Genomic DNA, 11,497 nt, shown 5'->3' on the forward strand with positions numbered 1-11,497 from the left:
CGTCATCCCAGCAGCGGCGCGTCGGCCAGCGCGTGCCGGACGCGGTCGAGGATGTCGGGGGCCTCGCCCTCGAGCGTGAAGCCGGAGGCGACGCGGTGCCCACCCCCGCCGAGCGCCGACGCGGCCGCGGCGACGTCGAGCCGGCCCTTCGAGCGCATCGAGGCGGTCCAGCGGTGCTCGCCGACCTGCTTGAGCACCACGGCCACCTCGGCCTCCGCGGTGGTGCGCAGGACGTCGATGACGCTCTCGATCTCCTCCTGGCGCCCGCAGGAGACGTGCTCGCGGCCGATGCGCGCGTGCACGAGCCCCAGGCCCCGGGCCTCGCCGACCTCGAGCCGCGCCGTCCCCAGCACCACCGAGAGCATCGAGAGCCAGGAGAACGGGTGCGTGTCGAGCAGGGGACGGGTCACCGCCTCGGCGTCGACGCCCGCGACGAGCAGCCGGGCGGCCATCGCGTGGGTGTCGGGCGAGGCGGCCCGGAAGTTGCGGGTGTCGGTGACCAGGCCGGCGTAGAGGCAGCGCGCGGTCGGCAGGTCGACCGAGGCGCCCATGGCGTCGAGCAGGTGCAGCACCATGACCGCGGTGGCCTCGGCGCGCGGGTCGACGTAGTAGTGCGTGCCGAAGCCGGAGTTCGAGACGTGGTGGTCGATGACCAGCGTCGTCCCGGCCGTCTCGGCGCGGTCGGCGAGCGGGCCGAGACGGTCCACGCTGCCGGTGTCGAGCACGACGAGCAGCTCCGGGACGTGCGCGACCCGGTGGTGGGGCACCACGAGGCCGGCGACGTCGAGGGCGCGCAACGACTCCGCCGGCTGCTCGGGCGCCCCGAACGACACCTGCACCTGCGCGCCACGGCGGTGCAGCGCGAGCCCGAGGGCCAGCGCGCTGCCCAGCGCGTCCGCGTCGGGATTGACGTGGGCGAGCAGCACCACCTGGCGCGCTCCCGTAAGCAGGCCCACCGCCTCGTCGAGGTCGACCGGCCGGCTCACCCCCCGGCTCTCCTCCGCCGCGACCATGGCCGGTGCGCCTCCTCGTGTCCCGCGCCCCCGCGCAGGGAGCGACGGCATCACGCTACGGAGTCGTCGTCACCCCGTCGACCGCGCCCCGTGACCGGGCCCGGCCGGGAGATCCTCGTCCTCGTCGTCGAGGTGGTCGTCCAGACCGTCGCCGACCGGGACGTCCTCGTCCTCCTCGCGCGGCTTGCGGTACGGGTCCGCCTCGCCGGCGTAGGAGGCGCCGACGGCGAGCGTCGCGACCTCGGCGTCGGCGCGCCGGACCCCCTCGAGCAGCTCGTCGAGGCGCGCGGCGCCCTCGGGCACCGCGTCCGGGACGAACGCGAGGGTGGGCGTGAACCGCACCCCGGTCTGCCGGCCGACGGCGGTGCGCAGCACGCCGCGGGCGCTGGCCAGGGCGGCCGCCGACCCGGCGCGCTCGGCGTCGTCGCCGTACACGGTGTAGAAGACCGTGGCCTCGCGGAGGTCGGCGGTCACGCGGGTGTCGGTGATCGTCACCATCGCCAGGCGCGGGTCCTTGACCTCGTGCTCCAGCGTCGAGGCGACGATCTGGGAGATCCGCTTGGCGAGCCTGCGGGCCCGTGGCGCGTCGGCCATGGCGGTCCCTCCTGTGTCGATGGGGTCAGTCGTCGTGCGGACCCAGCCAGCGGGTCCGCGCGGAGAGCAGCTGGAACTCGGGGTGTGAGGCCACGAGCCGCTCGCAGTGGTCGAGCACGTCGGTGACGTGCTCGGGGTCGGCCGCGACCGCCGCGACCCCGATCAGGGCGCGGCGGTGCAGGTCGAGGTGGCCGGCCTCGGCGACCGAGACGGCGTACTTGCGCTTGAGCTCCGCCACGACGGGACGGACAACCGAGCGCTTCTGCTTGATCGAACCGACGTCGCCGAGCAGGAGGTCGAGCTCGAGCGCACCGACGTACATGCGGCATCAGGGGTCCGGTGACGGGTGGCCCCCGGGACGGCCGGACCAGCCGTCCCGGGGGCGCTCGAGCTCGACGGTCGCCTCCGGCGACGCTGACTCACTCGCGGGGCTTCTCCCGCATCTCGTAGGTCATGATCTTGTCGTCGACCTTGATGTCGTTGAACGACCCGAGCGTCAGACCGCACTCGTAGCCGTCGCGGACCTCGGTCGCGTCGTCCTTGAACCTCTTGAGCGAGTTGATCGTGAGGTTCTCGGCGACGACCGCACCGTCGCGGACCAGGCGCGCCTTGCCGTTGCGCCGGATGATCCCGTCGGTGACCAGGCAGCCGGCGATCGTGCCGACGCGGGAGGAGCGGAAGACCTCGCGCACCTCCGCGGTGCCGAGCTCGACCTCCTCGTAGATCGGCTTGAGCATGCCCTTGAGGGCCTGCTCGATCTCGTCGATCGCCTGGTAGATGACCGAGTAGTAGCGGATGTCGATGCCCTCGCGGGTGGCCAGCTCCGTGGCCTTGCCCTCGGCACGGACGTTGAAGCCCATGACGATGACGTTCGACGCGATCGCGAGGTTGATGTCGCCCTCGGTAATCGCACCGACTCCGCGGTGGAGGATCCGCAGCTGGACCTCCTCGCCCACGTCGATCTTCGTGAGCGCGTCCTCGAGGGCCTCGACGGTCCCCGAGTTGTCACCCTTGATGATCAGGTTGAGCTCGTTGGTCTCCTTGAGCGCCGCGTCGAGGTCCTCGAGGCTCACGCGCTTGCGGCGCGAGGCCAGCTCGGCGTTGCGCTCGCGGGCCCGACGGCGGTCGGCGATCTGGCGCGCCACCCGGTCCTCGTCGACGACGAGGAAGGTGTCGCCGGCGCCGGGCACCGACGTGAAGCCGATGACCTGCACCGGACGCGACGGCAGGGCCTCCTGCACGTCGTCGCCGTACTCGTCGAGCATCCGCCGCACGCGGCCCGAGGCGTCGCCGGCGACGACCGAGTCGCCGACGCGCAGCGTGCCGCGCTGGACCAGGACGGTGGCCACCGGGCCGCGGCCGCGGTCGAGGTGCGCCTCGATCGCGACACCCTGGGCCTCCATGTCCGGGTTGGCCCGGAGGTCCAGCGACGCGTCCGCGGTGAGCAGCACCGCCTCGAGCAGGCCGTCGATGTTGATGTTCTCGCGGGCGGAGATGTCCACGAACATCGTCTCGCCGCCGTACTCCTCGGCGACCAGGCCGTACTCGGTGAGCTGCTGGCGGATCTTCTGAGGGTTCGCACCCTCCTTGTCGATCTTGTTGACCGCCACGACGATCGGCACGTCGGCCGCCTGGGCGTGGTTGATCGCCTCGACCGTCTGCGGCATCACGCCGTCGTCGGCCGCGACCACGATCACCGCGATGTCCGTGGACTTCGCACCACGGGCACGCATGGCGGTGAACGCCTCGTGACCCGGGGTGTCGATGAACGTGATCTTGCGGGCCTCACCGTCGAGCTCGGTGTCGACCTGGTAGGCGCCGATGTGCTGGGTGATGCCGCCGGCCTCGCCCTCGGCCACCTTGGTCTTGCGGATGGTGTCCAGGAGGCGCGTCTTGCCGTGGTCGACGTGACCCATGACAGTGACGACCGGCGGACGGGCCGCCAGGTCCTCCTCGCCGCCCTCGTCGGAGCCGTAGCTGATCGAGAACGACTCGAGCAGCTCGCGGTCCTCCTCCTCGGGGGAGACGACCTGGACGTCGTAGTTCATCTCGCCGCCGAGCAGCTCGAGCACGTCGTCCGACACCGACTGCGTCGCGGTGACCATCTCACCGAGGTGGAACAGCACCTGGACCAGCGAGGCCGGGTTCGCGTCGATCTTCTCCGCGAAGTCCGTCAGCGAGGCGCCGCGGGGCAGCCGGACGGTCTCGCCCTTGCCCTTGGGCAGGCGGACGCCGCCGACCGACGGCGCCTGCATGTTGTCGAACTCCTGCCGCTTCTGCCGCTTCGACTTGCGACCACGACGCGCGGGACCACCGGGACGCCCGAAGGCACCCGCGGCACCGCCGCCACGACCACGGCCACCGGGACCGCCGGGACGGCCACCGCCGCCACCGCGGAAACCGCCGCCGCCCGCGGGCGCGCCGGCACCGCCGCCGCCACCGGGACGGAAGCCACCGCCACCGGGACGACCGCCACCGGGGCCACCACGGCCGCCGCCGGGGCCGCCACGACCGCCACCGGGGCCGCCGGGACCACCGCGTCCGGGCGGGCCGGACGGGCGGGACGGCATCATGCCGGGGTTCGGACGCGGGGGCATGTTGCCCGGCGTCGCGCCGCCCGTACCGCCGGGACGCGGCGGACGGTCGGCGGCGGCCGGACGCTCGCCGTCGCGCGGCGGGCGCGGCGCCGGGGCGTCACCGTCACGCGGCGGACGCGGGCCGCCCTGCCCGGGCTGGCCCGGCTGGGGGCGCTGCGGGCGGGGTGGGGCGCCGGAGCCGACGCCGAAGGGGTTGTTGCCGACGCGCGGCGTCTTCGGCCCCGGCTTGGGGGCCGACGGGCGCGGCGCGACGGTCGACGCGTCACCGGCCGGGGCGGAGCCGCCGTCCTGCGCGGCCGCGGGCCGCTGCTGCGGGCCGGGGCGCGGGGCCTGCCCGTCACGGCCGTCACGACCGTCGCGGCCGTCACGGCCCTGGCGCTGGTCGCCGCCGCGCTCCGCGGGGCGCTCCGCGCCGGGGCGCGGGATGCCGCCGGGACGGGGACGGTCGCCACCCGGACGCGGGCGGTCGCCGCCGCCGGGACGCGGGGCCTGCGGGGCCGAGCCGCCGGAGCGGTCGGTCCGGTCGGTCCGCTCGGTGCGCTCGGTGCGCTCGGCCGGGGCCGCGGGCGCCGCGGAGGCGGATGCCGCCGCCGGCGCGGACTGGCCCGGGCGGGCGCCGGGGCGCGGACCGGGACGCGGCGCGCCGCCGGTCGTGCCGGCCGAGCCGTTGCCACCGCTGCCATCAGCGTTGCCACCAGCGCTGCCGCCGCCGGGCGCGGCGCCCGGTCGCGGTCCGGGGGTCGCGCCGGGGCGCGGGGCACCGCCCGACGAGCCCGACGGGCCGGGCTTGGGCGCGCCACCGGGGCGCGGGCCGGGGGTGGCGCCGGGACGCGGCTGACGGCCGGAGCCGTTGCCGCCGCCCGACATGGAGTCGCGCAGCTTGCGCGCGACGGGGGCCTCCACCGTCGAGGACGCCGACTTGACGAACTCGCCGAGGGACTCCAACTGCGTGAGTACCTGCTTGCTGGTGACGCCGAGCTCCTTGGCGAGCTCGTGCACCCGGGCCTTACCTGCCACTGATCTCCTCATCCTCGAGGTCAGCGGGGGGCCCGCGACCTCGTCTCCTACGCCTGCGCCTTCATCGGGAGGGCTTCACGGCTGGCTCATGGGGGTCGACCTGCTTCCTCGTACGCACGCGACGGTCGTCGCGCCTGTCGTGCCCGGTGGGTGTGACGACGGAGTCCGGATCGAGCAGTGCGCGCAGGGCTCCGGTGTCGAGCGGCCCCGGGACGCGTAGTGCTCGGGGGAACGCCGACCGGCGCTCCGCGCGGGTCAGGCAGTCCGGATCGGGGTGCACCCACGCACCGCGACCGGGCTTCCGATGTCGCGGGTCGGGATCGGCGATCCCGTCCGCGGCCACCACCCGCAGGAGTTCCGACGCCGAGGCCCGCGAACGGCAGCCGATGCAGGTGCGCACCGGGCCACGACCGTCGTCGCGACGATCACGATCCGGCGCCACCCCACGACCGGGCTCGCGGGTTCGGGCCACCGGCTACTCTACCGCGCCGCTCGACGGCTGCTCGACCCCGCCACCGTGCACCCCGACGCCAGGGGGGTCCTCGCCGGTCTCCTCCGGGATCACCTCGGCGTCCGAGCGGATGTCGATGCGCCACCCCGTGAGCCGTGCGGCCAGGCGGGCGTTCTGCCCCTCCTTGCCGATGGCCAGCGAGAGCTGGAAGTCCGGCACCACCACCCGGGCCGTGCGGGCCTTCGGGTCGACGACGGTCACCGAGACCACCTTCGACGGCGAGAGCGCGTTGCCCACGTACTCGGCGGGGTCGTCGGCCCAGTCGATGATGTCGATCTTCTCACCGTTGAGCTCGCTCATGACGCCGCGCACCCGGGCCCCCATGGGACCGATGCAGGCGCCCTTGGCCCCGAGGCCCTGGACCTTCGACCGCACCGCGATCTTGGTCCGGTGCCCCGCCTCCCGGGCCACCGAGACGATCTCGACGTGGCCGGCGGCGATCTCCGGGACCTCGAAGGCGAACAGCTTGCGCACGAGGTTCGGGTGCGTCCGCGAAAGCGTGACCTGCACGCCGCGCGGGCCGCGGTTCACCCCGACCACGTAGCAGCGGATGCGGGCACCGTGCTCGTAGCGCTCGCCCGGCACCTGCTCGGCGGCCGGCAGCACGCCCTCGATCGAGCCGATCTCGACGACGACCACGCCGCGGGCGTTGGCCCGGGCGTCGCGCTGGACGACGCCGGCGACGACCTCGCCCTCCTTGGCGGAGAACTCGCCGTAGGTCCGCTCGTGCTCCGCGTCGCGGAGGCGCTGCACCACGATCTGGCGCGCCGTCGACGCGGCGATACGACCGAAACCCTCGGGAGTGTCGTCGTATTCCCCGACGACCTCGCCGTCCTCGTCGGTCTCGGGCACGAGGACGGCGACGGTGCCGCTCTTGCGGTCGACCTCGACGCGCGCCTTCGGGTTCTCGCCGCCGTTCTGCTTGTAGGCGGTGAGCAGGGCGGTCTCGATCGCGGAGAGCACGGTCTCGAACGGGATCTCCTTGTCCCGCTCGATGGCGCGCAGCGCGGCGATGTCGACCTTCACGACCGTTCCTCCTGTCCGTCCTGCGCGTCGCTCGCCGCGGTCGCGGCGTCGACGAGGGCCTCGACCTCGGCGGGCGGTGCCGGCTTGAACTCGACCTCGACCACGGCCCGGCGCACCTCCGCCAGCGGCAGCTCGTGCAGCACCGGGCCCTTCGGGGTGCCCTCCGCCAGGGTCACCGTCGCGCCGTCCGACCCGCCGTCGGTCCCCTCCCCCGCCGCGCCGACCGGGCCGACCCGCGCGCTGAGCGTGCCGCCGTCGGTCCGCGTGATCGCGACCTTGCGCAGCCACGCCCGTCGCCAGTGGTGCGGGCGGGTGAGCGGGCGGTCGGTGCCCGGCGTCGTCACCTCGAGCGTGTACTCGCCCGGCGGGGTTCCCTCGTCGCCGCCCTGGTCCATCTCGTCGAACAGCCGCGAGAGCTCGCGGCTCACGCCGGCGACGGCGTCGAGGCCCGGGCCCGGCGCGGGCGGGTCGTGCGGGCCGGGGACGTCGGCGGTGTCCACCACGACGCGCACCACCTGGCGCCGCCCGGCCGGGCGCACCTCGAGGTCGTCGAGCACGAAGCCGGCGGCCTCGACGACCTCGACGACGGCCGGGCGCAGGCGCTCGGCGGCGGCAGCACCGGCGGCGGCACCGGCGGCGGCACCGCCACCGGCACGGCCTCCACCACCGCCCCCACCGGCGGGTGCGGGGGACGTCCCACGGGACAACGGGGCTCCTCACGGGCGGGTCCGCCGCGGGCGGCGCGGTCGCCGGAGACGGCGACACCGGGCGCGGGCGGACGGGATCGGGCGAGCGGGCCGGGATGCCGGCGCGCAGTGGTCCAGCCTAGCGCTCGGCCGCGCGGGTCCCCGCCGCGCCGCCGGGGCCCCGGGGGGCCCCGCCGGTCGGGACGCCCGCGGTGTCGTCCCGACCGGCGGGGCGACCGGCTGGCAGACTGGCCGGCCGTGGTCGCCGTCGACGAGGAAGCCCGCCCCGGCCCGTCACGGCGCACCGTGCTGCAGGGCGCGGGCCTGCTGGTCGCGCTGACGGGCGTCGCCGGCCTCGGCGCCGCGGGCTGCGCGTCCCCCGAGGGCCCCGACGAGCTCGAGGGCCCGCTCACCGCCGCCCGTTCGGACGCCGCGGCCGCGAGCGCCGCGGCCGCCGCGTTCCCCGAGCTCGCCGCCCGCATGGCCCCGCTCGCCGACGCCCGCCGCGCGCACGCCGACGCCCTCGCCGCCGAGATCCGGCGCGCCCGCCCGGACCGTGCGCCCGCCGTCGACGCCCCGCCCCCGACGGTGCCCGCGCCGGCGAGCGCCGCCGCCGCCGTGCGCGCGCTGCGGGGCTCGCTGGAGTCCGCCCGGCAGGCCGCCGGGACGGTCGCGCTCACCACGGCGTCGTACCGCTGCGGCCTGCTCGCCTCGGTCGCGGCGAGCTGCGCCGGCCTCGGGGTGGTGCTCGCGTGACCACGCCTACACCCACGCCCACGCCCTCCCCCGCCCCGTCCCTCGACGACGACCTCCAGGGCGCCGTCCTCGCCGCCCTGGGCACCGAGCACGCCGCGGTGTGGGTCTACGGGCTCGTGTCGGCGTTCGTGCCCGCGAGCACGGCGTCGACGGTGACGGCCGCCGCGCTCGCCCACCGGGAGCGCCGCGACGCCGTCGTCGCCCTCCTCGCGCGCACCGGCGTCACCCCGCCCCCGGGTGCCGCGGCCTACCGCCCGCCGTCCCCGGTCACCGACGCGGCCTCGGCCGCCGCGCTCGCCGCCGTCGCCGAGGACGACGTCGCCGCCGCGTGGCGGGCGGTCGCCGAGCGCACGGAGCCCGACACCGGCGGCGAGCTGCGCGGGCTCGCCCTGGACGCGCTGACCGCCGCGGCGACGACGTCGGTCACCTGGCGCGGCCTCGCCGGCCGGACCCCGCTCGTGCCGGCCTTCCCCGGGGACGGCACGGCGACCTGATCAGCGCAGGGCCAGGCCCGAGCGGGAGATGCGGTCGAGGGCCTCGCCGTCGGTGAAGTCGGGGTCGATGCCGTCGGCCTCGGACACCACGACGCGGTCGCCGAGCTGCGCCGACGCGTACCCCTGGCCCGACAGCGCGGCCGGGGCGCCCGGGTAGCCGCGCTGCTCGCGCAGGAGGTCGGAGATGTTGCCGGTGCCGTTGCTGTCCACCAGCGAGCGGAACGCGGTGGCGGTGGTCGTGTCGGGCATCTGCACGGTGGCGACGGCCACGACCACGTGCTGGCCCTCGGCGAACCCGGACCACAGGGACCGGTCGAGGTGCAGGCACCCGCGCTCGCGCAGGAAGTTGGCCGCCTGGCCGTAGGCGTGGCCCTCGCAGGAGACGTCGGTGGTCGCGACCTGGCGGGTGAAGGTGACGCCGTCGACGACGCGGGTGGCGGCGGGGTCGGTCGACGGGTCGTCGCCGGTCGCCGCGCTCCCGACGAGGACCGCGAGGCCCAGGGCGACGAGGAACGCCGCGACCGCGGCGACGGTCAACCCGCGCCAGCCCCAGACCCAGTCGGGGAGCCCGCGCCCGGAGCGGGCGCGGGCCGCGCGGGCGGCCCGACCGGCGCGCGCGAGGCTGCCGATCCCGCCTCCCACCGGCGGGCCGGAGGAGCTCGGGGCCGACGCCGGGGTGGGCGGGGGCGGGTCGGAGAGGCCGTCGACCGGCAGCCGCCCGGTGCGCGGGAGCGAGGGGCGCCGGTCGGGGCCCGAGGGGTCGGAGGCGCCCGCATCGGGCACCGACTGGGCCGGCACGGGCGTCGTCTCGGGCGCCGCGCCGGCGTGCAGGACGGGGGTCTCGGGGGCGAGGAAGCCGGCCTCGGCGAGACGGTCGGTGTCGGGGACGTGGTCGCCGAGCCGGAAGGCGACGAGCAGGCGGCGCAGGTCGTCGACGTCGAGGACGCGGAAGGAGCCGACGGGCGCGGTCAGGGCCGCGCGGCTGGCGGCGACGCCGCTCTCCTCCTCCTCGCCGACGGTCGGGAGGATCCGGCGCGGCGCGCCGCAGGGCGGGTCGGTGAGGCCGAGCAGGCGGTCGAGCTCGTCGGCGACCTGGGCGGCGGTCGGCCCCCCGGTGCGGGCGAGGCCGGTCGGTGGGGTGTCGGGGCCGCGTCCCCCGCCCGCGGCCACGGACTCGCGGGCGACCTCGCGCTCGGCCGCCGGCAGTGGGGCGAGGCCGAGGACGCCGTCGGGGCGCACCACGAGGGCGTCGAGGGGGCCGTCGGGTCCGCCCGGCAGCGCCACGGCGACACCGGGCACCGGCGCCGCCCGCTCCGCCTCCTCGAGCAGGGCGCGCGCCCGCGCCACCCGCTCCGGAGCGATACCGAGGCGGGGATCGGGGGCCAGGACCAGCATCCGATCCTCCACGTTCGGGGGACATGGACCGCGCTCAACGTAGCCGAGAGGGTCACGATCCGATCACGACCCCCGCCGGACTCAGCGGGACAACCGGCGCCGTTCGCCCAGCCGCGCGACGAACGGCACGGCGACCCGGGCCACCCCCGGCAGCGCCGCCGAGGTGCGCTGCAGGGCCGCGCGCCAGCCCGGGACGGTACGCATCGCCCGCCGGGACCCGAGCATCCCCATCCCGGCGTCGACGACCTCGTCGATCGACAGCAGTCGCGTGCCGGTGAACAGCAGGGCCGCGCTGGGCCGGTGGGCGACGCTGCTGACCAGCGAGGTGTCCACCACGTCGGGGCACAGCGCCCGCACCCGCACCGGGCGGCGCGCCGCCGCGAGCTCGATGTCCAGCGCCTGCGAGTAGCTCAGCGCGGCGGCCTTGCTGGCGCCGTAGGTCGCGAACCCGGGCGTCGGGCCGAGACCGGAGAGCGAGACGACGTTCAGCACGTCGCCGCGCCGCATGACCGCCACCGCCGCGCGGCAGCCGTGGACCAGCCCGATGGTGTTGATCTCGAAGGTCGAGGCGACCTCCTCGTCGGACGCCTCCCAGGCCGGCGCCGTCGTGAGCACCCCGGCGTTGTTCACCCAGACGGTGACGTCACCCAGGTCCGCGGCGGCCAGCGCGACCGCGCGGTGCGCCGACGGGTCGCGCACGTCGAGGGGCATCGCGGTCGCGGGGCCGTCGAGGGCCTCGGCGGTGGCCTGCGCGGCGTCGGCGTCGACGTCGGTGACGACGAGGTGGTGGCCGCGGGCCGAGAGCGCGGCGGCGAGGCCGGCGCCGATCCCGCGGCCCGCGCCGGTCACGACCGCGACGGCCACACGTCCCTGTCCGGAGTCCGGGTGCACGGCGGCATTCTGGACCGTCCGGCGCAGCGCCCGACGCCTACCCTCGGGCGGCGTGTACAGCGACGAGATCGAGGTCCGCACCGGCGAGCGGGAGACCGTCCGTGACATCACCGGGGAGTGCCGCCGCTTCCTCGAGGGCGCGGGCTCCGACGACGGCCTGCTGCACGTGTTCGTGCCGCACGCGACGGCCGGCGTGGCAATCATCGAGACGGGCGCGGGCAGCGACCAGGACCTGCTCGCCCAGCTGCGCGAGCTGCTGCCCGCCGACGACCGCTGGTCGCACCGCCACGGCTCGCCGGGCCACGGCCGCGACCACGTCCTGCCCGCGCTCGTCGCGCCGTCGATGTCGGTGCCGGTGCTCGGCGGGACGATGGCCCTGGGCACCTGGCAGTCGGTGTGCCTCGTCGACACCAACGGCGACAACCCCGCGCGCAAGGTCCGCCTGAGCCTGCTCGCGGGCTGACCGCCGTATCAGCGAAGTGCCGTCGCTGACACTCAACGTCCGTATCGGTACTTC

Annotated in this window: 12 protein-coding genes; 3 read left to right on the top strand and 9 right to left on the bottom strand. The window is 76.3% G+C overall.

Features of this window, described 5'->3' with window-relative positions; translation table 11 throughout:
• Positions 1-2: 2 nt before the first annotated feature.
• From PGB27_RS02865 to rimP, 7 genes are all read right to left on the bottom strand, one after another.
• Positions 3-1,013: a DHH family phosphoesterase gene (locus PGB27_RS02865; RefSeq protein ID WP_408629991.1), complete on the bottom strand. Its 1,011-nt coding sequence runs from the start codon at positions 1,011-1,013 to the stop codon at positions 3-5.
• A gap of 69 nt (positions 1,014-1,082) precedes the next feature.
• Positions 1,083-1,607, bottom strand: coding sequence for a 30S ribosome-binding factor RbfA (gene rbfA / locus PGB27_RS02870; protein ID WP_274198819.1), 525 nt, complete (start codon positions 1,605-1,607; stop codon positions 1,083-1,085).
• A 25-nt stretch (positions 1,608-1,632) separates the two neighbouring features.
• Positions 1,633-1,929: a DUF503 domain-containing protein gene (locus PGB27_RS02875; protein ID WP_274198820.1), complete on the bottom strand. Its 297-nt coding sequence runs from the start codon at positions 1,927-1,929 to the stop codon at positions 1,633-1,635.
• Positions 1,930-2,026: 97 nt separating this feature from the next.
• On the bottom strand, positions 2,027-5,221 hold the full coding sequence (gene infB / locus PGB27_RS02880; RefSeq protein ID WP_274198821.1) for a translation initiation factor IF-2: 3,195 nt from the start codon (positions 5,219-5,221) through the stop codon (positions 2,027-2,029).
• Between the two features lie 61 nt (positions 5,222-5,282).
• Positions 5,283-5,693 carry a YlxR family protein gene (locus tag PGB27_RS02885; protein WP_332843741.1) on the bottom strand — a complete coding sequence of 137 codons (411 nt, stop codon included), beginning with the start codon at positions 5,691-5,693 and terminating at the stop codon, positions 5,283-5,285.
• A gap of 3 nt (positions 5,694-5,696) precedes the next feature.
• Positions 5,697-6,758 carry a transcription termination factor NusA gene (nusA, locus tag PGB27_RS02890; RefSeq protein ID WP_274198823.1) on the bottom strand — a complete coding sequence of 354 codons (1,062 nt, stop codon included), beginning with the start codon at positions 6,756-6,758 and terminating at the stop codon, positions 5,697-5,699.
• On the bottom strand, positions 6,755-7,465 hold the full coding sequence (gene rimP, locus PGB27_RS02895; protein WP_274198824.1) for a ribosome maturation factor RimP: 711 nt from the start codon (positions 7,463-7,465) through the stop codon (positions 6,755-6,757). The genes nusA and rimP overlap by 4 nt, the downstream gene beginning before the upstream one ends.
• A gap of 237 nt (positions 7,466-7,702) precedes the next feature.
• Here rimP and PGB27_RS02900 point away from each other — a divergent pair, with 237 nt between their 5' ends.
• Together PGB27_RS02900 and PGB27_RS02905 are read left to right on the top strand one after the other, a co-directional pair.
• On the top strand, positions 7,703-8,200 hold the full coding sequence (locus tag PGB27_RS02900; RefSeq protein ID WP_274198825.1) for a hypothetical protein: 498 nt from the start codon (positions 7,703-7,705) through the stop codon (positions 8,198-8,200).
• Positions 8,197-8,694 carry a ferritin-like domain-containing protein gene (locus tag PGB27_RS02905; RefSeq protein WP_274198826.1) on the top strand — a complete coding sequence of 166 codons (498 nt, stop codon included), beginning with the start codon at positions 8,197-8,199 and terminating at the stop codon, positions 8,692-8,694. Before PGB27_RS02900 ends, PGB27_RS02905 begins: the two co-directional genes overlap by 4 nt.
• Here the strand turns inward: PGB27_RS02905 and PGB27_RS02910 are convergent, their stop codons facing one another.
• Complete coding sequence (locus tag PGB27_RS02910; protein ID WP_274198827.1) at positions 8,695-10,089, bottom strand: hypothetical protein; 1,395 nt, start codon at positions 10,087-10,089, stop codon at positions 8,695-8,697. It abuts the gene before it with no gap.
• 81 nt (positions 10,090-10,170) lie between these two features.
• Positions 10,171-10,953 (bottom strand): SDR family NAD(P)-dependent oxidoreductase, encoded by a 783-nt coding sequence (locus PGB27_RS02915; RefSeq protein ID WP_274198828.1) that lies wholly within the window; start codon positions 10,951-10,953, stop codon positions 10,171-10,173.
• A 79-nt stretch (positions 10,954-11,032) separates the two neighbouring features.
• On the opposite strand from PGB27_RS02915, the gene PGB27_RS02920 reads away from it, so the two are divergent.
• A complete protein-coding gene (locus tag PGB27_RS02920) occupies positions 11,033-11,443 on the top strand; it encodes a secondary thiamine-phosphate synthase enzyme YjbQ (protein ID WP_274198829.1) in 411 nt (136 codons plus the stop codon).
• Positions 11,444-11,497 lie beyond the last annotated feature (54 nt).

This window comes from Actinomycetospora lemnae (assembly GCF_028737315.1).
GTDB classification, from domain to species: domain Bacteria; phylum Actinomycetota; class Actinomycetes; order Mycobacteriales; family Pseudonocardiaceae; genus Actinomycetospora; species Actinomycetospora lemnae.

Coding starts and splice junctions, on each gene's coding strand:
- PGB27_RS02865 (WP_408629991.1), bottom strand. CDS start 1,013: ATGGTCGCGGCGGAGGAGAGCCGGGGGGTGAGCCGGCCGGTCGACCTC.
- PGB27_RS02910 (WP_274198827.1), bottom strand. CDS start 10,089: ATGCTGGTCCTGGCCCCCGATCCCCGCCTCGGTATCGCTCCGGAGCGG.
- PGB27_RS02875 (WP_274198820.1), bottom strand. CDS start 1,929: ATGTACGTCGGTGCGCTCGAGCTCGACCTCCTGCTCGGCGACGTCGGT.
- rbfA (WP_274198819.1), bottom strand. CDS start 1,607: ATGGCCGACGCGCCACGGGCCCGCAGGCTCGCCAAGCGGATCTCCCAG.